The sequence below is a fragment of the Cellulomonas sp. Marseille-Q8402 genome (assembly GCF_965119525.1).
This window is the reverse complement of sequence record NZ_CBCPLX010000001.1, coordinates 1420300-1440963: the sequence shown is the minus strand read 5'-3', so window position 1 is coordinate 1440963 and position 20664 is coordinate 1420300. Positions and strand designations below refer to the sequence as shown.

12 protein-coding genes are annotated in these 20664 nt (G+C 76.9%); 8 read left to right on the top strand and 4 right to left on the bottom strand.

Annotated features, from left to right (window positions below):
- Positions 1 to 89 precede the first annotated feature (89 nt).
- The 3 genes from ACWPWW_RS06565 to ACWPWW_RS06555 all read left to right on the top strand — a co-directional run bounded on the left by ACWPWW_RS06565 (position 90) and on the right by ACWPWW_RS06555 (position 4183).
- Entirely contained in the window at positions 90 to 836 is a 747-nt protein-coding gene (locus ACWPWW_RS06565) for a DUF4386 domain-containing protein (RefSeq protein ID WP_454049534.1), read from the top strand.
- Positions 837 to 914: 78 nt separating this feature from the next.
- Complete coding sequence (locus tag ACWPWW_RS06560) at positions 915 to 2480, top strand: CYTH and CHAD domain-containing protein (RefSeq protein ID WP_454049533.1); 1566 nt, start codon at positions 915 to 917, stop codon at positions 2478 to 2480.
- Between the two features lie 89 nt (positions 2481 to 2569).
- Positions 2570 to 4183 carry an FAD-dependent oxidoreductase gene (locus ACWPWW_RS06555; protein ID WP_454049532.1) on the top strand — a complete coding sequence of 538 codons (1614 nt, stop codon included), beginning with the start codon at positions 2570 to 2572 and terminating at the stop codon, positions 4181 to 4183.
- A gap of 43 nt (positions 4184 to 4226) precedes the next feature.
- Here the strand turns inward: ACWPWW_RS06555 and ACWPWW_RS06550 are convergent, their stop codons facing one another.
- The 4 genes from ACWPWW_RS06550 to ACWPWW_RS06535 all read right to left on the bottom strand — a co-directional run bounded on the left by ACWPWW_RS06550 (position 4227) and on the right by ACWPWW_RS06535 (position 9126).
- Positions 4227 to 5336, bottom strand: a complete 1110-nt coding sequence (locus ACWPWW_RS06550) for a class I SAM-dependent methyltransferase (RefSeq protein ID WP_454049531.1) — start codon at positions 5334 to 5336, stop codon at positions 4227 to 4229.
- Positions 5281 to 5727 carry a hypothetical protein gene (locus tag ACWPWW_RS06545; protein ID WP_454049530.1) on the bottom strand — a complete coding sequence of 149 codons (447 nt, stop codon included), beginning with the start codon at positions 5725 to 5727 and terminating at the stop codon, positions 5281 to 5283. Before ACWPWW_RS06545 ends, ACWPWW_RS06550 begins: the two co-directional genes overlap by 56 nt.
- A 128-nt stretch (positions 5728 to 5855) precedes the next feature.
- On the bottom strand, positions 5856 to 7475 hold the full coding sequence (locus ACWPWW_RS06540) for a LuxR C-terminal-related transcriptional regulator (RefSeq protein ID WP_454049529.1): 1620 nt from the start codon (positions 7473 to 7475) through the stop codon (positions 5856 to 5858).
- 25 nt (positions 7476 to 7500) lie between these two features.
- The gene (locus ACWPWW_RS06535; RefSeq protein WP_454049528.1) at positions 7501 to 9126 is read right to left on the bottom strand and encodes a methyl-accepting chemotaxis protein; all 1626 of its coding nucleotides are present in this window, start codon (positions 9124 to 9126) and stop codon (positions 7501 to 7503) included.
- A 187-nt stretch (positions 9127 to 9313) separates the two neighbouring features.
- Here ACWPWW_RS06535 and ACWPWW_RS06530 point away from each other — a divergent pair, with 187 nt between their 5' ends.
- The 5 genes from ACWPWW_RS06530 to ACWPWW_RS06510 all read left to right on the top strand — a co-directional run bounded on the left by ACWPWW_RS06530 (position 9314) and on the right by ACWPWW_RS06510 (position 20623).
- Entirely contained in the window at positions 9314 to 9925 is a 612-nt protein-coding gene (locus ACWPWW_RS06530) for a type IV toxin-antitoxin system AbiEi family antitoxin domain-containing protein (protein ID WP_454049527.1), read from the top strand.
- Positions 9922 to 10674, top strand: coding sequence for a nucleotidyl transferase AbiEii/AbiGii toxin family protein (locus ACWPWW_RS06525; protein ID WP_454049526.1), 753 nt, complete (start codon positions 9922 to 9924; stop codon positions 10672 to 10674). Before ACWPWW_RS06530 ends, ACWPWW_RS06525 begins: the two co-directional genes overlap by 4 nt.
- Positions 10658 to 12385: a non-homologous end-joining DNA ligase LigD gene (gene ligD, locus ACWPWW_RS06520; protein WP_454049525.1), complete on the top strand. Its 1728-nt coding sequence runs from the start codon at positions 10658 to 10660 to the stop codon at positions 12383 to 12385. Before ACWPWW_RS06525 ends, ligD begins: the two co-directional genes overlap by 17 nt.
- Before the next feature lie 91 nt (positions 12386 to 12476).
- Positions 12477 to 15752, top strand: coding sequence for a hypothetical protein (locus ACWPWW_RS06515; protein WP_454049524.1), 3276 nt, complete (start codon positions 12477 to 12479; stop codon positions 15750 to 15752).
- 11 nt (positions 15753 to 15763) lie between these two features.
- Positions 15764 to 20623 carry a hypothetical protein gene (locus tag ACWPWW_RS06510; protein WP_454049523.1) on the top strand — a complete coding sequence of 1620 codons (4860 nt, stop codon included), beginning with the start codon at positions 15764 to 15766 and terminating at the stop codon, positions 20621 to 20623.
- The last annotated feature ends 41 nt before the right edge of the window (positions 20624 to 20664 follow it).

Genomic DNA, 20664 nt, shown 5'->3' with positions numbered 1-20664 from the left:
GGTCGGATGTCCGGGTATATGGGTTGTTGATTAAGGGGACGCGGCCCCCCCATCGATCCCCGCGTAGGGGGCCGTCGCCAGCGCCAGTTGTGTATAAGAGCCGGCCCCCGCCCCGCGGGCCGTCCGCCCCGGCCCGTCGCACCGCCGCTCTCGCGGGGGCGCTGTACCTCCTGACCTTCGCCAGCTCGATCCCGGCGCTGCCCCTGCTGGGTCCGGTCCTCGACGACCCCGCCTACGTGCTCGGGCCCGGCTCGGACACCCGGGTCGTGGCGGGCGCGCTGCTCGACCTGGTCAACGCGCTGGCGTGCGTCGGCACGGCGGTCGTGCTGTTCGGGGTCGTCAAGCGGTGGGGGGAGCACCTCGCGCTCGGGTTCGTCGCCTCGCGGACGCTCGAGGCGGCCGTGATCCTGGTCGGCGTCGTGAGCCTGCTCGCCGTGGTGACGCTGCGCCAGGAGCCGGCGCCGGGCTCGGACGACGCCGCCCTCGTCGCCGTCGCGCAGGGCCTCGTGGCGGTCCGCGACTGGACGTTCCTGCTGGGCCCCGGCGTGATGGCGGCGGTGAACGCGCTGCTCCTCGGGTCCCTCCTGCTCCGGTCGGGGCTCGTGCCGCGGCTGATCCCGCTCGCGGGGCTGGTCGGGGCGCCGCTGCTGCTGGCGTCGGACGTGGCGACGCTGTTCGGCGTGAACACCCAGCTGTCGGTCCTGTCCGCCGTCGCCGTGGTGCCGATCTTCGTGTGGGAGCTGTCGCTCGGCCTCTGGCTGACGATCCGGGGCTTCCGGCCCGCGCCGGCCCCGGCGGGCGAGGCGGGCGAGGCGGCCCGGCCGGTATCCGCGTGACCGGCCGGACCGGGTCCACCTGCCGTCGCCCTGCCGCAGCGCTGGCCGGGCCGGCACGGCTCCGGTAGGAACGAGCACATGGCTGACACGCACCGCGAGGTCGAGCGCAAGTACGCGGCGGGGTCGGAGGTCGCGCTGCCCCCGCTGACCGAGCTGCTGGCGGGGACGGCGGTGCTGCCCGACGGTGCCGCGCCCGCGACCGCCGCCGAGCAGGAGGTGGAGCTGGCGGCGACGTACTTCGACACCGACGACCTGCGGCTCGCCGCCGCGGGGCTGACGCTGCGCCGGCGGACCGGCGGGGACGACGCGGGCTGGCACCTCAAGGTCCCCGCGGGGACCGACACCCGGTCGGAGGTGCGGGTGCCGGCGGGCCGGGCCGTCCGCACGGTGCCGGCCGAGCTGCGGGGGACCGTGCGCGCGGTGACCCGGGGCGCGACGCTCCGGCCGGTCGCCGAGGTGCGGACGGCACGGACGGTGCGCCGGCTGGTCGACGCGTCGGGCCGGGTGCTGCTGGAGGTCGTGGACGACCGGGTGACGGCCCGGCGGGTCCGCCCTGTCGGCGGCTCGGGGGATGCGACCGGCGCGGCCGGCACGTGGCGGGAGATCGAGGTGGAGCTGGTCGACGGCGGCGAGGAGCTGCTGGACGCCGTCGAGGACCGGCTGCGCGCGCTCGGCGTGAAGCCGGCGCGGTCCCGGTCGAAGCTGGCGCGGGTGCTCGGCCACGACGTGGCGGTCCCGGACGCGTCGGCCGGGCTCGCCGCGTCGTCGTCCGCGGGCGACGTGGTGCTCGCCTACCTCGTCGCGCAGGACGCGCAGCTGCGGGAGCAGGACCTGCGGATCCGGCTCGGGGAGCCCGACGCGGTGCACCGGGCGCGGGTGGCGGCGCGGCGGCTGCGCAACGCGCTGAAGACCTTCGGTCCGCTGTTCGACCCGGCCGTCGCCCGGCCGCTGCGCGACGAGCTCGGCTGGCTGGCGCACGAGCTGGGGACCGCGCGGGACGCCGAGGTGCTGCGGGGCCGCGTCCGCGCGGGCGCCGAGGACCAGGACCCCGACGACGTGGCGCTCTCGGCGGCGGCCGAGGCGGACTCCGACCTCGGGCGGGCGGCGCGGGAGACGCTCGACGCGGTGCGGGCCCAGCTGGACTCCGACCGGTACCACCGGCTGCTGCAGGACCTGCACGCCCTCGTGAGCGCGCCGCCGTTCACCGGCAGGGCGGGCGGCCGTGCGCGGAAGCTCCTGCCGGAACGGGTCGCGAAGCGGGACGCGCGGGTCCGGCGGCGGCTGGAGCGCGCCCGTCGGATGCCGCCGGGGCGCCGGCGGGACGAGGCGCTGCACGCCGCCCGCAAGTCCGCGAAGAGCGCGCGGTACGCGGGCGAGGCGGTGCGCAGCGTGCTCGGCAAGCACGCCGCCCGGTACGCCCGGGCCATGGAGGACCTGCAGGAGGTGCTGGGCGAGCACCAGGACTCCGTCGTGGCCCGCCGGCGGCTGCGCGACCTCGCCCGGCACGCGTCGAGCACGGACGTGGCGTTCCTGTACGGCCGGCTGCACGCGCAGGAGGAGGCGCGCGGGCGGGCGGCGGAGGACGCCGTGGCGGACGCCTGGCGCGGGGCGAAGGGGGCGAAGCTCCGGCGCTGGCTGCGGTGAGGCGGCGGGCGATCCCGGGCTGTTTCACCCCTTTTGACCGGTTTAACGGCCCTAGGATCGCCTCGACGTCACCGACGAAGGGGTGCCGAGTGATCACCGCCGCCGAGCTGTCCCGGATCCCGCTGTTCGCCGACCTGACGCCCCACCAGCTCGACTTCGTGGCCCGCTCCGTCGAGGACGTGTCCCTGCTGCCCGGCGAGTTCGTCGCGCACGAGGGGGACGAGCGCGCGCTGTTCGTCGTCGTCGACGGCCTGGTCGAGCTCACCAAGGAGGTGAACGGCACCGAGCGGGTGATCGGCCCGCGCGGGCCGGGCGAGCTCTACGGCGAGGTCCCGGTCATGCTCAGCATGAACCTGCCGGCCAGTTGCGCCGCGGTCGAGCCCTCGCGGGTGCTGCGGATGGACGTCGGGACGTTCTTCGCGCTCGCCGCCACCGCGCCGCAGGTCGCCGCCCAGGTCGGGGCGCTGGCGCAGGGCCGGATCGCCGGCCTGCGCGAGATCGCGGCCGAGCCGGCGGTCCCGGGTCTGACGGTGGTGGGGTCGGCGGTCGACCCGCGGGTGCACACGCTGCGGACGTTCCTGACGCGCAACCGGGTCGCCTTCGCGGCCGAGGACGGCGGCGCGGTGCGCGACCGGCCGCCGGAGGTGCGGCTCGTGGACGGCACGCGGCTGGTCGACCCCACGGTGCGGGAGGTCGCCGTGGCCGGTGGCCTCGCCGTGGAGCCGGCCAGGGCGGCGTACGACGTCGTGGTGGTCGGCGGCGGGCCGACCGGGCTGACCGCCGCGGTGAACGGTGCGGCCGAGGGGCTGCGCACCCTGGTGGTCGAGCGGTTCGCGCCCGGTGGCCAGGCGGGGACGTCCACGCGGATCGAGAACTACACCGGCTTCCCGTTCGGGGTCTCGGGCGACGAGCTGGCCAGCAAGGCTCTGCGGCAGGCCCGGCGGCTCGGCGCCGAGATCGTGGTGACCCGCGCGATCGAGCACCTGGACCCGGCCGCGCGCACGGTGACGCTGGACGGCGGGACGACGATCACCGCGCCGGTGGTCCTGCTGACGTCCGGGGTCGAGTGGCGGCACCTCGCGGTCCCCGAGATCGACCGGCTCGTCGGCTCGGGCGTCTACTACGGCGCCGCACGCAGCGACGCGGGCCTGGCGCACGGCGCGGACGTCGCCATCATCGGCGCGGGCAACTCCGCCGGCCAGGCGGCGATCTTCTTCTCCCGGCACGCGCGCGCGGTGACCCTCGTGGTCCGCGGGGAGTCGCCGGCGGCGAGCATGTCGCAGTACCTGGTCGACCAGATCGCGGTGAACCCGCGGATCACCGTGGAGACGCGGTCCGAGGTGGTGGGCCTGCACGGCACGGAGGAGCTCGAGCAGATCGACGTCGCCGACCGCCGCACCGGGGAGGTGACGCGGCGGGACACGGCGGTGCTGTTCGTCATGATCGGGGCGGACGCCCGGACCGACTGGCTGCCGGCGGAGGTCGCGCGCGACCGGAACGGCTACGTGCTCACCGGCCCGCACGCCCGCGACTCCGGGGCCTGGCCGCACCCGCGGGACCCGTTCGCGCTCGAGACCACCGCGCCCGGGGTGTTCGCGGCCGGAGACGTGCGGTCGGGCTCGGTGAAGCGGGTGGCAGCCGGGGTGGGGGAGGGCGGCATGGCCATCGCGTTCGCGCACCAGTACCTCGCGCTCGCGACCTGACGCCCCGCCCCGCACCCCGGCCCCGGCTCCGGATCCGGCTCCGTCAGCGTCGCCGCGCCACGAAGTACGCGTTGAACGGGTCCGCCGACACCTGCCGCTGCTGCACGTCGTCGAAGCCGGCCTCGGCGAGCATCGCCGCCGCCCGCTCCACCCCCCAGACGGTCCCGAGCCCGGCACCGCCCAGCCCGAGCGAGACGCTCATGCAGTGGTAGGTCGAGATCGCGTACAGGTAGCCGGCCCACGGCAGCGCGAGGTTCTGCTCGACGTGGCTCGACGCCTGGATGTCGACCATGAGGAACGTGCCGCCGGGCCGCAGGGCACGCCGTACCTGCGCCAGCACGGTCGCCGGCTCGGCCTGGTCGTGCACCGCGTCGAACGCCGTCACCAGGTCGTAGGCCCCGGTCACGTCCAGCGACGCCACGTCCCGCACCTCGAACGTCGCGTTGGCGAGGCCCAGCGCGGCGGCCTCAGCGCGCGCGGCGTCGACCGCCGCCGTCGAGAAGTCGTAGCCGGTGAACCTGCTGGCCGGGAACGCGCGCGCCATGAGGTTGACGGCGTGCCCGCGCCCGCAGCCGACGTCCGCCACGTCGGCGCCCGCGCGCAGGGCGTCGGGGAGCCCCGGCACCAGCGGCAGCACGCCGTCGACCAGCGCGGCGTCGTGCACGGCGGCGCTCGTCTCCGCCATGTTGCGGTGGAAGTGCGGGTAGTCCGCGTAGGACAGCCCGCCGCCGTGCCGGAACCGCTCGATGGTGGCCTGCTCGACCTCGCCCATCATCGCCACGTGCTGCATGAGCACGGCGAGGTTGTCGGGCCCGGCCGCCGGCGTGAGCACCGCGGCGTGCTCCCGCGGCAGCACGTACGTCCCCGCTGCCGGGTCGTACCGGACGATGCCGGCGGTGGTCATCCCGCCGAGCCACTCGCGGACGTACCGCTCGTCGAGGTCGCCGGCGTCCGCGATCTGCGCGCTGCTCGCCGCCGGCAGGTGGGCCATCGTGGCGAACAGGCCCGTCTGGTGGCCGGTGCTGGTCAGCAGCGCGACGGCCGCGTCGTTCAGCACGCCGAGCATCCGCCCGCCGAAGGCCTGCGCCGCGGCCGCCTCAGACGCGGACAGCGCGGTCGGGTCGTCGAGCGGGGTGGTGGTGGTCGTCGTCATGGTCGTCCTCCGGTCCTGCCGGGCCCGGGTGGCCGGCGTGCTCCGACGCTAGGAACGGCGCCCCCGTCGCCACATCGGGCAGATCGTGCGTCTCGTCCGGGCGGGGGTGGGGCAGACGGTGCACCCCGGTGCGCCGCTGCCGCAGGGCCAGCGCCAGCATGAGCGCCGTGACCACCAGGTAGAACGTGTGCAGCGCCCAGATCGGGCCCGCGGGCAGGCTGAGCACGTACACGGAGTGCACGACGTTGCCCGCGTTGCTCAGCAGCAGACTCGGCACGCTGTACGACGCGAGGTCGCGCGTCCGCACGGCCTTCGTCACCATCGGCAGCATGCTGCCGGCGAAGACCACCGTCGAGACGCTGCCCGCGACGACCGCGAGGTCGAGTGCCATGTCCGTCCGCTCCCCGGGTGCCCGGCGGTGCGCCGGATGCCGTCGACGCTAGGAGCGCGGTCCGGCCCGCCGCGTCGGGCGTTGCGTGCAGATCGCGCGGGCGGGGATGGGGCGGGTGGTGCACGCGGTCAGCCGGGCGTGCGCAGCCCGTGATCGTGGGCCCAGGCCGCGGCGCCCGTCCGCGAGGACACGCCGAGCTTGGTGAAGATGTTGGCCAGGTGCCGGCTCACGGTCTTCTCGCTGATCACGAGCTCGCGCGCGACCTCGCGGTTGCTCAGGCCAGCGGCCACCCGGCCCAGCACCTCGCCCTCGCGGTCGGTCAGGCCGCCGGGCAGCCCGGTGTCGTCGAGCCGGCGCACGTCCGGCAGCGCGCCGAGCTCGGCGTAGACCACGAGGGCGGTCGCCCGCTCCGCGGCGGCGACGTCGGCCCGGCCGGCCCCGCGGTGGGCCTCGGCGAGGAGCTCGTGCACCTGCGCGGTCTCGTAGCGGCAGTGCAGGCCGCGGTACTCGCCGGCCGCGGCCTCCAGGGACGTGATCGCGTCGCCGTACCGCCCCCGCGCGATCTCGACGGCGCCGCGCGCCTGCGCCGCCCAGCCGCGGAACCCCGCGGTGTCGAAGTCGGCGGCGATCTCCTGCAGCCTCCCCGACCAGCGCTCGGCCTCGTCGACCAGGCCGAGCGCGAGCGCGACGGGGACGCCCGCGGCGAGCACCCGGGCGCAGGCGAGCCGGTCCCGGCCGGCCAGCGCGCCGGACAGCCCGGACCAGGCGCCGGCCGGGTCCCCGCCCGCGTGCCGGAGCAGGGACTCGCCCGGCTGCGGCTCGGTGCCCAGCGCCCGCGCCCGCGCGTAGGCGGCCCGCGCGCCGTCGCGGTCGCCGCGCAGCCGCCGGATCTCGCCGAGCTCGTAGAACGCCTCGCCCGCCACCCAGTCGTTGCGCCCCTCCAGGTCGGCGCCGCTGCGCTCGATGCCCTGCTCCGCGTCGGCCCAGCCGCCCTCGGTGCACTGCAGCTGCAGCCGGTGCACCCGGCAGATGCCGGAGAACACCACCTCGCCGCGGAACTGCTCGCACCACTGCTCGGTGGCGCGGGTCCACGCCCGCATCCGCTCCAGGTCCCGCAGCTCGTGGCAGGCGTGGATCACGGTGCAGTAGACCTCGCCCGCCCACTCCGGCGGCAGCCTGCCGGCGAGCACGGGGAGCATCGCCTCGTCCAGCTGGGCGAACCCGTCGGCGGTCCTGCCGAGCCGCAGGTCCACCAGCCCCGCGAGCACCAGCCCGAGGGAGCCGAGCGCCGGGTCCCGAAGGCGCCGCGCGAGCTCCGCGAGGTCGTCGGCCGCGCGGCGGACGGGCGGCAGGTCCCGCCGGAACAGGGCGAGCGAGCCGTCCAGGTAGACCAGGTGCCCGTGCGCCGGGCTCGGCGGCAGCCCCGCGAGCAGCCGGCGCGCGCGGCTCAGCCAGCCGGAGGTCACCACCAGGTCGCCGCGGGTGAACCAGACCAGCGCGAGGTCGAGCGCGCGGCCGGCCGCACCGGCCGCGTCCCCGTCGTCCTCCAGCCGCCGGAACGCGGCCTCGGTCGCCGCCAGCGACTCCTGCGCCCGGCCGACCCACCACGCGGCACCGCCGAGCAGGGCGAGGTCGGCCGGTCCGAGCTCGGCGACCGCCCGCGCCCGCGACAGCGTCCCGTAGGCGGTCTCCCAGTCGCCCCGGGCGTGCGCGGCGCGTGCCGCGACGAGCTCGTCGGTGAGGTCCATCCCCACCGACCGTAGCCCTGGCCCGTCAGACCCGGAACTGCCCCACGAGCTGGCGCAGCCCGGTCGACATCTCGGCGAGCGAGGCGACGGCGCTCCGCGACTCCGCGACGCCCTGCGTGGTCAGGTCCGCGGCACCGGCCACCCCGGCGATGTTCGCCGCGATCTCCCCGGAGCCGGTGGCGGCCTCGGCGACGCCGCGGTTCATCTCGGACGTGGTCGCGGTCTGCTCCTCGACGGCACCGGCGATCGACAGCTGGAAGTCGTTGATCTGCGTGATGATGCCGCTGATCTCCTCGATCGCGGTCACGGCGCCGGCGGTGTCGGCCTGGATGGACTCGACGCGCCGCGCGATGTCCTCGGTGGCGCGGGCGGTCTCCTGCGCGAGCTCCTTGACCTCCCCGGCGACCACCGCGAAGCCCTTGCCCGCCTCGCCCGCACGGGCCGCCTCGATGGTCGCGTTGAGCGCGAGCAGGTTGGTCTGGCCGGCGATGGAGGTGATGAGCTGGACGACGTTGCCGATCTCCTTGCTGGACTCGTCCAGCCGGTCCATCGTCGCGGTGGTCGCGCCGACGGCGGACACGCCCCGGCCGGCCACCTCGGCGGCCCGCGAGGCGCTCTGCGCGATCTCCTGGATCGAGGCGCCCATCTGCTCGGAGCCGGTGGCGACGGTCTGCACGTTGCGCGACACCTGCTCGGCCGCGGCGGAGACGACGCCGGCCTGGGCGGCGGTCTCCTCGGCGGACGCCGCGATCTGCCCGCTGCTGGCGGACATCTGCTCGGCGGCGGAGGCCAGGGAGGACGAGGACGCGTCGATCGTGGCGATGACGCCGCGCAGGGTGCCGACCGCCGAGTCGAGGGCGGCGCCCATCCGGCCGACCTCGTCGCGGCTGGTCAGGCCGGCGGTGACCGTGAGGTCGCCCTGCTCGAGCGCGTCGGCGAGCGCCCGCACCCGCTGCAGGCCGCGGACGATCGACCGCGCGACCACCGCGCCGAGGCCGAGCGCGAGCAGCGTCCCGGTGACCAGGACCACGAGCATGGTCGTCCGGCTCGCGCGGTAGTCCGCGGCGGCCCGGGCGGCCGCGGCCGCGCCGGCCGCCTCCTCGGAGTCGACGAGCGTGGTGACGGCCGTCGACATCGCGTCGATGACGGGCTGCGCCACGTCGTCCCGGACCTGGGCGAACGTCGCGACGTCGTGCGCGCGGCTCGCGACGAGCAGCTGGCCGTCGCGGATGGTGACGTACTGGGCCAGGGCGGCCTCGAAGTCGGCGAGCGCCTGCGCCGTCGTCGTCCCGTGCGGCAGCGCGGCGTACGCGGTCAGCGCCTCGCGCAGCTCGGCCTCGCTGGCGGCCACCTTGTCCTCCATGCGGGTCATGGTGGCGTCGTCGGTGGACAGGGCGTGGTTGGTGACGTCCAGGCGCATCTGCACCATCGTGCGGCGCAGGGTCGCGGCGTGCTGCAGCCCGGCGAAGTTGCGCTCGTACATCGCGGTGGTCGCGGCGTTCGTGCTCGCGAGCGAGGCGATGCCGACGGTCCCGACGACGGCGCCGACGACCGCGGCGAGCAGGACGGCCGCGAGGATCCGGGTGCTCACCCCGCGGTCCCGGACCCAGGACAGGAGCGACGGGCGGCTGGTGGTGGTGCTGGTGGTCACGGGACGGTCCTCCGAGATGCGGTCCGGGGCGCCCCCTGCGCACCGGTCCCCCGACCCATCGGAAAGCGCCACGCCGGGATGAGGGACCAAAGTCCTAGGTGCCTCAGGAACATGGCGGACGATTCCTCTGTGCTGAAAGTAGTGCTGCTCACTACTATGAGCACAGCATGAGCGGCAGGGAGGACCGATGGACGTACTCAGGACGATCGCGCGCGCACCGTCGCGCACGGTCCACCCGGCGGACCTGACCGCGCACTACGTCAACCCGCGCGCCGGGCTGCGGGACCTCGCTCGGCGGGGGGTGGTGCACCGTCTGGCGCACGGGACGTACTGCCTCGTGCCCCCCGACGCGGACCCCACCTCGTGGCGGCCGTCCCTGGAGGCGGCTGCCGTGGCCGTCGCCCGGACACCCGCCCAGGCGTCGGAGCCGGTGCTGACGGGGCTGTCCGCCGCCCGGGTCCACCACGCCCTGCCGCGGGCGCTGAGCACGGCCTGGGTCTCGGTCACCACGGCGCGGCGCCCCGTCCGCCTGGCCGACCGGCCGGCGGACGTGCGGTTCGTGCGCCGCGCGGTCGACGACCTCGCCGCCGAGCGTGTCCTGCTGGATCTCGGCGCCGTGCTGGTGACGACGCCGGAGCAGACGCTGCTGGACCTGGCCCGCCCGGGGAGCGACGAGCCGGAGACCCGGGAGGTGCTGCGCGCGCTGTGGCCGCGTGCGGACGAGGAGGAGCTCGAGCACCTCGCGCGGCGCACGCGGTCGGTCGCGACCCTGGCACGGATCCAGCGGGCCGTGCGATGACGGTGGCGGAGGAGCTCGGAGCGGTCGCCGAACGGTTCGGTGCCGACCAGGTGCAGGTCGAGCGCGACCACCTGATCTCGCACGTGCTCGCCGCTCTCGCGTCCGTCCCGACGGACGACCTCGTGTTCTTCGGCGGGACCGCGCTGTCGCGGACGCTTCTGCCGCACGGTCGCCTGAGCGAGGACATCGACCTGATCGCACGGGGGTCCCGCGCGGCGGTGGCCGACTCCGTGACCGATACGGTGGACCGTGCGCTCCGGCGCACCCACGGGCGGCCGCGATGGGAGCCCGCCCTCGCGGACGTCACAGGTCCCGGGACCAGCGTGCTGTCCGTCCCCTCGGGGGCGAGCATCCGGGTCCAGCTGCTCGCAGGGGACGGGTACGCGTGGCCGACAGAGGTGACGCCGATCGAGCAGCGCTACTCGGACGTGCCTCCCACCCTGCTGCGGACGCTCACCGCCCCCGCGTTCGCCGCCGCGAAGCTCGCCGCGTGGATCGACCGGCGCGCGTCCCGCGACCTCTGGGATCTCGCGCAGCTGGCCGAGGTCGGGCTGGTCGACGGGCGCGCCGCCGAGGTGTTCCGCCGGTTCGGACCCTTCGGGTCGGCGCCCGGCGGCTGGGTGTTCGCCCCGCCGCCGTCGGAGCCGGTGTGGCAGCGAGACCTCGCGCATCAGACGGTGCTGACGATCGACCCGCAGACCGCCGCCGCGGTCGTGCGCGCCGCGTGGGAGCGTGCTTTCGCCCAGTGACGCTCCGGACGGCACGTGCGCCGCGCGTCCGCCACGCTGGACCCGATGCGGGAGAGACCGGAGGTGGGCACGAGTGGTGCAACGGCGGCAGGGCGGACGCGGGCGTGAGCGCGACGCGCGCGGCCTCGAGACGTACCGGTCGATGCGCGACTTCGACCGCACCGCCGAGCCCGCGGGTGCCGACCCCGCCCCCGCGCCCGGCGGGCCGCGCCGGTTCGTCGTCCAGCGGCACCGGGCGCGGCGGCTGCACTACGACCTGCGGTTCGAGGTCGACGGCGTGCTGGTGTCCTGGGCGGTGCCGCGGGGCCCGACCCTCGACCCGGACGTCCGGCGGATGGCGGTGCACGTCGAGGACCACCCGCTCGAGTACGAGGACTTCGAGGGCGTCATCCCGGCCGGTGAGTACGGCGGCGGCGACGTCATCGTGTGGGACCGCGGCACGTGGGAGCCGCACGGCACGGACGACCCCGCGGCCACCATCGCGGCGGGCGAGCTGCACGCGGACGTGCTGGGCGAGAAGCTCCGCGGCCGGCTCGTGCTGGTCCGCCGCGGCGAGCCCGACCCCGCCGGCAAGGAGCAGTGGCTGCTCGTGCACAAGCACGACGAGCACGCCGTCGCCGGCTGGGACGCCGAGGACCACCCGCGCTCCGTGGTGAGCGGCCGCACGAACGACGAGGTGAAGGCCGATCCCGACCGGCTGTGGCGCTCGGACCTGCCGGCGGCGGAGGCGTCGGTGGACCTGCGCGCGCCGGAGGTCGCGCCGCCGACGGACGACGAGCTCGCGGCGCTGGACGACCTGGGCCCGAAGGGCGGCACCTGGGAGGTGCACGGCCGGCGGCTGAAGGTGACGAACCTGGACAAGGTGCTGTTCCCCGCGCGCGAGGGCGAGGAGCCGGTGACCAAGCGCGAGCTGCTGCGGTACGCCGCGCGGATCGCACCGGTCGCCCTCCCGTACCTGCGGGGCAGGGCGCTGAACATGCACCGGTACCCGCAGGGCGCCGGCACCGCGGGGTTCTGGCACAAGGAGCTGCCCGACCACGCGCCGGACTGGCTGCCGCGCTGGCGGAACCCGGAGGCCGACCCGGGGGAGACCGCGACGTACCTGGTGGCGGACGAGCCGGCCGCGCTGGTGTGGGCGGCGAACTTCGGCGCGCTGGAGTGGCACGCCTGGACGTCCCGCACCGAGGCGCCGCGCCGGCCGACGTACGCGCTGGTGGACCTGGACCCGGGGCCCTCGACGACGTGGGAGGACGTGCTGCTCCTGGCCCGGCTGCACCGCGACGCGTTCGCGCACCTCGGCGTGCGGGCGGTGCCGAAGGTGACCGGCCGGCGCGGCATCCAGGTGTGGATCCCGATCGCGCCCGGACCGTCGTTCGACGAGACGCGGGCCTGGGTCGAGAAGGTGTCGCGCACCGTCGGTGCCGTCGTGCCGGACCTGGTGAGCTGGAAGTGGGAGGTCAAGGCGCGCGGGGGGCAGGCGCGGCTGGACTACACGCAGAACGCGATCAACAAGACCCTGGTCGCGCCGTACAGCCCGCGGGCCCGCCCGGGTGCCCCGGTGTCCGCGCCGATCACGTGGGACGAGCTCGACGAGCCGTGGCTCCGGCCGGACGCGTTCACGATCCGCACAGTGCTGGACCGGGTCGCGGAGCGCGGCGACCCGTTCCGGGACGTGCTGCACGCGGACCAGGTGCTGCCGCGGATCGGCTGATCGACAGGAGCCCCTCGGCAGGAGCATGATCACCCGGAAGGGTTAATCCGGACATATCGGGCCGTCCGCGGCCTCGGGGAACGGTGCCGCGATGGAGCAGCCCGCCGACGTCCCGCGGGACGAGCGACCGCCGGTCGACGTCCGGCTGCTGCGCCCGCGCGACCTGGTCGACCTGCGCCTGGAGGCGCCCGGCTGCACGATCGAGCCGACCGACGGCGGGGCGGACCTGGTCGCGGGCCCGGACGCGTCGTTGGTGGTGCACCTGCCGCCGCAGCACCTGGGCGAGCAGGTCCGGCAGTCCGGCGCGCCGCCCCCGCCGCCCGCGCCGACGCCCCCGCCCGTACCGCCGGGGCCGTCGGCGCACGTGGCGGCCGGGCCGTCGCGGCTGGTCTACGCCGTCCCCGAGGGCACCCGGATCCGCTGGACGCTGCAGGACGTGCTCGCCGCGCTGCCGGGGCTGCGGCTGCGGGTGGCCCCCGGCGCGACCCCCACGGGGGAGGCGGCGGCCGAGCGCCGCGACCCCGCGCCGCCTGCCGAGCTCGAGACCGCCGTCGAGGCGCCGTACCGGCTGGTCGTCTCGCCCAGCGACCGCGCGACCTTCCGGCACAGCGCCGCACCCGTGGGGCCGCCGGACCGCGCCGAGCTGTGGCGCACGCACCTCACGGTCCGGCCGCAGGACGACGGGGCACCGGGCGACCCGGCGCAGCGCACCGTCCGCGCCCTGTGGACCCGCGACGTGGGCGCCCCGCCGCCGCCGTTCCCGCAGCCGCTCACCCCGGGCGACCGCACCGCGGTCGTCGACCAGACGCACGGTGGCGACCCGGCGAACGCCGGCACCCCGCTGGTGGTGACCCGCCTGGAGCTGTCGGCCCTCGGCGCCTGGTTCGACTGGCAGCAGACCTGGGACGAGGGGAACGTCGTCGGGTACCGCCACCAGGCCTTCATGGGCCGCGACGCGTACGTGCGGGTGGCGTACCCGGGGATGCTGTTCCCGTTCGGCCACCGGTGTTTCCTGGTCAAGATCACCGAGCGCGAGGTGCGGCACCGGGACGCCCCGGTCGCGTACCTGTGGCAGCGGTGGTTCATCGTGCTGCGGCAGCCCACCCGCACGTACCCGCCACGCGAGCGGGACAACCCGTACGGGCAGGTCACCATCAGCCCGCTGGTGACGCCGGACATCGACCAGCCGTCGGAGGAGGGGCAGCCGTTCGTCCCGACGCGCGACGGCGTGCCGTACCCGTTCACCCTGACGACGGTCGACCGGGGCGGGCAGGTGCGGACCTGGCCGGCACCGCTGCTGTTCGTCCAGGTCGGGCGGCGGCGCGGGCGGACGGTGGTGCTCGGCGCGGACCAGGCGTCGGCGCTGTACCGCCCCGTCCGGCAGATCCAGGGGCGCGGCCAGACGCTCGCGGTCGCGCCGTCGGTGCGCGCGGGCGACACCTCCGTCGAGGTCGCGCACGTCCTCTTCGACGGGGAGATCGACGAGCGGGAGGCGACCTCCCGGCCGTTCCTCACCGCGCTCCGGGCGGTCGTCCCGGCGATGCGGCACCTCGCGCCGCAGGCGCCGGCCGTCGACCTGGTGCTGTCGCCCACGTACCTCGCGGACGGGCTGCCCGCGCACCCGCCCGAGCCCGGTGCGCGCAACGCCGGCGAGCTGCTGCTGTCGGTCACCGGCGCACCGCCGGCGATCGACTTCAGCACCGGGTCGGACCGCTCCGGCGGGTTCGTCGCGCCGAACCTCGCGGTCCGCGGGGTGTCCCGCGCGCTGGGCGCCGTCGGGGACCCGGGGACCGGGCCGTCCCCGCTCGACACGGGTGTCTTCGACCCGGCGTCGTTCCTGTCCGGCGCGCTGCCGAAGCTGTTCGGGCTCTTCGACCTGCTGGAGCTGCTGGAGCCCGTCGGCGTGCTGGACGAGGCGCCGGCCTTCGTCTCCGACGCGCTCGACGCCGTGACGCGGCTGCTCACCGAGGCGCAGCGGCTGCGGGCGGCGCTGGACGAGGCCCAGGCGCGGCTGACCCGCGAGGTGACCGCCGCCGCGCACGGCGGCGCGCAGGCGGTGGCGCAGCAGGCGCGGGACGCGCTCGACGCCCGCGCCGCGGCGCTGCGCGACCACCTCGACGCGCTGGTCGCGGCGGTCCGCGGCCTGCCCGGCGAGCCGCAGGCGGTCAGCGACGCCGCGGTGGCGCTCGCGGGCGACCTGCAGCCGCTGCTCGACGCGATCGGGCTGCCGGGCGTCCCCGCGGCGGTCCGGTCGGCGCTCGCGGTCCCGGTGCAGGCGCTGACCACGCTGACCGGGCTCGCGGCCGACGCCGCCGGGCTGGCGCGGATGCTCGAGGGCGCCGTCGCCGGGCAGGTCACCGCGCGGCTCGCCTGGCGACCGGCGATCCGGCCGTGGAGCCTCGGCGGCGCCGCGAACGTCTTCCGGCCGCACGACCCGCACGCGCTGCACGTCGACGTCGAGGTGCGCGCGTCGGCGAGCGCCCCGCCCGTGGTGGACGTGCTGGCCGAGATCGAGGGGTTCGACCTCAACCTGATCGGTGACGGGTCCGGCGGGCTGATGCGGCTGACGTTCCGGCGGGTCGGGTTCCACGCCGGGTCCGTGGGCAAGCCCGAGGTCGACGTGGTGTTCGGCGGCATCGCGTTCCTCGGCCCGCTGTCGTTCGTGGACCGGCTGCGCGAGCTCATCCCGTTCGACGGGTTCGCCGACCCGCCGTTCGTCGACGTGGCGCCCGAGGGCGTCACCGCCGGGTTCGACCTGGCGCTGCCCAACGTGTCGGTCGGCGTGTTCAGCCTGGAGAACATCGCGCTCGGCGCGGACGCCCGGGTGCCGTTCCTCGGCGACGCGATGACGGTCGGCTTCCACTTCTGCAGCAAGGAGGCCCCGTTCCGGCTGACGGTCATGGCCGTCGGCGGCGGCGGGTGGCTGGTGCTGCGGGCGGCGCCGAAGGGGCTGGTGCTGCTCGAGCTCGGCCTGGAGGCGTGCGCGTCGCTGTCGGTCGACCTCGGGGTGGCGTCGGGCTCGGTGTCGATCGCGGTTGGCGTGTACCTGCGGCTGGAGGCCGACCAGGGCCTGCTGACCGCCTACTTCCGGATCCGCGGCGAGGTCGACGTGCTCGGGCTGGTCAGCGCCTCGATCACGCTCGAGCTGTCGCTGACCTACCAGTTCGAGACCGGCAAGCTGATCGGCCGCGCCTCTCTGGTGGTCGAGGTCGAGGTGCTGTTCTTCTCCGCGTCGGTGGAGATCACGGTCGAGCGCCGGCTCGCCGGCTCGAAGGGGGACCCGACGATGCTCCAGGTGCTGCCGCCCGCCGCGGACGGGACGAACGCCGACTGGGCCGCGTACTGCGCGGCGTTCGCCCCGGTCTGAGGCGCGGACCGATGCCCACGACGCTCCTGGCGACGGCCCTGCCGCGGTCGCTCGCCGACGACGCCCCGTGCCACCTGACCGTGTTCCTCACGCACCGGCTGACCGCGGGTGGCGCGACCCTCGCGGACTACCCGGCCGCCGTCGACTGGCCCGCGACGCTGGCCGGCTGCACGCTCACGCTGACCACCTCGCTGGGGACCGACCTGCCGCTGCGGGTCGTGTCCGCGCCCGACCCGGCCGCCTGGGCCGCGCTGCTGCCGCCGGCGACGCCCGTCGCCGCGTTCCCCGAGCCGGTCGTCTCCGCGGAGGCCTGGCGCACGCTGCCGGCCGCGCGGATCAGCGACCACGCCGTCGACCTGCACCTGGCCGCGGTGACCGCCGCCCCCACCCGGCGGCCGGGGGTCGCCGTCGACCCCGTGGCGGGCGGGCTGCTCGAGGCGCTCGCGGGCCTGGACCGGGGCGGGCCGCTGCGCCGCCTGCTCGACGAGGCGCCGGCCCGGTCGCGCCGGGCGCTGCAGCTGCCGGCGCGGCGGCTGCAGGACGCGCTGACGACGATCGGCCCGCTGACCGAGCCGGACGAGACCGACCCGGAGCGCGGGCACGGCCGCGAGCTGCCCCCGCCGCCGCCGTACCGGTCCGAGGTCACGGACGTGGTCTCGCCCGTGCAGGTGCTGCTGGACGACCCGGACGCCGACCGCCGGGTCACGGAGCGGCTGGACGCGCTGACGGCGGCCGGCGCGCCCGGCGACCCGCGGCTGCGGCTGCTGGCCGACGCGCACGCGGTCCGCCGGTACTACGAGCGCCCGGAGGTGCCCGGGCCCGAGCCGCGCGCGGAGCCCGACCCCGCCGCACCGCCGACGCCCCGGCCGGAGCCGCCGGAGCACGACGTGCACGCCCGGATCGCCGGGTTCGGTGCGACGCCGGCGCTCCTCCGGCCGCTCGGGCTGGCGGTGGACGTGGTGCTGGACGGCCTCGACGCGGCCGGCGCGCGCGACGCGCTGGCCGGGGCGACGTGGGTCGCGGTGACGGTGACGCCGCCGGCGGACGTGCCCGACCTGGAGGTGCAGCCGCCGCGCCGCACGGCCGTCGTGGTCGAGGGGCCCGTGCTCGCGGCGCGGTCGTCGTCCGCGTGGGTCGGCGGGGCGCTGCCGCTCGGCGACGACGAGTGGGTGGTGCTCGACACCGACCCGGACGCGTCCGGGCTGAAGCTCGACCAGCACGTCCGCGACCTCGGTCGGCAGTACGCGAGCGAGGCGAACGGCGACCCGGCGACCTCGGCCCCCGGCACGCTGCGGGCCACGGGGTTCGCGCTGGCCCGGCGGGACCGCGCCGCCCGCCTCCGGGAGCGCGTGCAGGAGGCGGAGGCGCTCGCGGGCGGCGCCGGCGACCTGCTGCTGGACGACCTGGTCCGCGGCATCCGCGTGGAGGTCTGGGACGACGCGAGCCGGCAGTGGCACAGCCTGCACCGGCGCCGGGTGACGGTCGCCGACGCGTCCGGGGCGGTGCTGCTCGACGACGCGCCCGACGTGGGGTTCCTCCAGCTCTCCGCGCTGAACCGCCCGCCCGGTGCCGCGACCGGGTACTACGTGCACGAGGTCGTCGCCGGCTGGGACGGCTGGAGCCTGTCCGCGCCGCGGCCCGGCCGGGTGGTCGTGCACGTCGAGCCGCCGGGGCCCGACGGCGCGACCGAGGCGGTGCTGGACGCGCCGCCGGACCCGCCGGGCGACGGCGCCCGCGTCACGTCGCGGGTCGAGCCGGGCACGCTGCCGCGGCTGCGGTACGGGACGTCGTACTCCTTCCGCGTGCTGGCGGTCGACCTCGCGGGCGGCTCCGTCCCGCAGCTGCCGCCCGCGCGGCGGCGCCCGCGCGTCGACCCCGACCCGGTGGCGGTCGACGCGGCCCGGGCGCACCTGGGCCGGCTCCGGGCCGCGGCCGAGCAGCGGGACCGGTCGGGCGTCGCGGCGGCCACCCGCGCGGCGGTGCTCGACGCCACGGCTCCCCGGCCGACGCGCCGGCTCGCGGTCCCGGCCGAGCTGCTGTCCGGCGACCCCCGCGTGGACGCGACGCTGCACGACCTGATCGCCCGCGCGGCCGGCACCGAGCCGGGCACCCGCGCGGCGCGCACGACCGCGACGCAGCGCGCGTTCGACGACGTCGCCGCGGCGGCCCGGGTGCTCGCGCAGCGGGGCACGGCGCGCGTCCGGCCGCAGCTGGCGGTCGACCCGGAGCTGCTCGCCGACCTGGCCCGGGTGGACGACCTGGAGCTGCCGGAGACGCTGCGGCGGGGCGACCGGCCCGTGGTGACCGCGCCGCGGCCGTACCTGCGCTGGGAGCCCGTGCCCGCGCCCGCGGTCGTTCCCCGGCACCCGCTCGGCACGGGCGAGCAGCCGGCGCACCTGGTCGTGCGCAGCGGCGTCGAGACCGACCGGGCGACCGCCGAGCGGCACCTCGTGCCACCCAAGGCGAGCCAGCTGGAGGCCGAGGCCGCCGGGCGGTTCGACGCGGCGATCGGCACGGGCGACGCGGCGGAGGTGCAGCGGCTCTACGCGGTGGCGCTCGCGGAGCGCGGCACGCTGCTCGACCTCGCCCGGCCCAGCCTCACCGACCCGCAGGGCACCGAGCCCCAGCCCGGCATCGCGCTGGCCGACCGGCCGGGCGCGGACACCGACCCCGGCCGGCGCGCGACGCTCGAGCAGGTCGCCGCCGACCGGGGCCGGCCGCTGGGCGAGGGGCAGTACGTCGTGCACGACACCGACGCCCTGCACCTGCCGTACCTCCCGGACCCGTACGCCACGGGCGTCGCGCTCGTGTTCACCGGGGCCGGCGCCCCGCACGTGCTGACGGAGCCCCGCGCGCTGCAGGCGGTCGCCGTGCCGTACCCGGGGACGTGGCCCTCGCCGCAGCCGCTGCGGCTCGTGCTGGAGCGCGGTGCGGTGCTGGACGCCCGGGTCGTGGGGCACGAGGTGCGCGTGACGCTGCCGCCGGGGGAGCAGGTGCGGGTCGCGGTGTCGAGCACGCTCGACCTCGCCGCCCTGGACGACTTCGGGCTGTGGCGCTCGCACCTCGCCTCCGTCGCGGACCCCGCCGACGGGTTCACCACCGACGAGGTCGTCGCCGCGGCGGCGCTGATGCGCGCGGCGTCGTCGGGGTGGACGTGGTGGCTGTCGCCGTCCGTCGACGTGCGGCTGGTGCACGCCGTGCCCGTCCCGGTGCGGCCGCCCGAGCTGCGGGACCTCGGCGTGTTCCTGCGTCCGCCGGGCAGGTCGGTCGTGGCGCTGACCGGGCTGGTGGACGTGCACGGGTCGAGCACCGACACGCTCCTCGTCCGGGCGACGTGGACCGAGACCGTCGACGACCCGACGACGCCCGGGCCGCAGCAGGTGACCCGGTCCGACGTCGTCGTCCGGTCGCCCGTCGGCGAGGGCCAGGACACCGGGGTGCTGTTCCTGTACGACTTCCAGCCCTCGGGCGCGCTCGCGCACGCGTTCGGCGGCCTCGGGTTCCACCGGATGCTGCAGACGTTCGAGGACACCCACCACCGCCGGGTCACCTACGTGCCCAGCGGCACGACCCGGTACGCCGAGTACTTCCCGCCCGGCGACGTGCCGGACGACCCCGGCTCCGGGGAGCCCGTCACGCTGACGGTGCCGTCGTCCGCCCGGCCCGCCGCACCGACGGTGCTCGACACGGTGCCGCTGCTGCGCTGGGCCTCGGGACCGGAGCCGGACGAGCCGTTCGCGTGGCGGCAGGTGCGCCGGTCGGGCGTCCGGGTGTGGCTGGCCCGGCCCTGGTTCTCGTCCGGCGACGGCGAGCTGCTGGGCGTGCTGGTGTTCGACCCCGAGGAGTGGGTGCGGACGCCGGACGGCTCCGCCGAGCGTCGGACCAAGGTGCAGCAGGCGCCCGACGGCGCGACCAGCCTGTGGGCCGCCGACCCGGTGCAGCACCGCGGCGGCGGCACGTCGAGCCCGACCGTCCCGCCGCTGCTGACCCTCGACCAGCTCGTGCTGGACCTGGTGGAGACCGCCGCGGCCGAGTCGACCGGCATCCGCCCGCCGCTCGGTGGCGCGGTGCCCGGCGGCCGGGACCGCGGCTGGCCCGACGAGCCCGGCAGCCCCGTCGCGGTCGCCGGTGCGGTGCCGCTCCGCGACGTGGTCCGGCACCCCGCCGTGCGGGTGCTCGGGTACCGGCCCGAGTACGACGCGGGCTCGCAGCGGTGGTTCGTCGACGTCGCGCTGCAGGAGACGCCCGCGCTGTGGCCGTTCGTCCGGCTCGCCGTCGCCCGTTACCAGCCCGACGCGATCGACGGCTGCACGCTGTCGCCCGTGGCGCTGACCGCGTGGACCCAGCCGCTGCCGACCCGGACGCTCACCGTCGGGCGGCCGGACCCGCGGCACGTGCAGGTCACGCTGAGCGGCGTCGTCAGCTGGCTGCGGCCGGACCCGCCGGTGACGGAGCTGCCGGGGGAGCTGCTGTCGGCCGACAGCCCGACCGGCGACGCGGCGGCCCGGGCTGCGCGGCTGCTGCGGTCGCGGACCGTCCGCGCGACGGTCCAGCGCCGGCCGGCGGGCGGCGGCGACCTCGACTGGGAGGCGACGACGGCCTCGGTGCTGGTCGCGGTCGCGGTGGAGGAGTCCGGCGGCTTCCGGGGGACGTGGACCGGCACGCTGGCGCTGCCGCCGGACGCCGGGACGCCCGACGGCGACGCGGCGGGGGTCCCGGGGCTGCGCAGGCCGGGGACCCCGGGACCGGCCGGGTCCGCCTGGCGGGTGCTGGTCGAGGAGCACGAGCTGCTCGACACCGATCCGCCCGGCCCGGGACCGGAGCCCGGGACGGTGCCGCGGCTGGTCTACGCCGACGTGGTGGAGCTGTAGCGGGTCGGCGCCGGCGGGTCGAGGTGCGCCCGGCGCGCGCC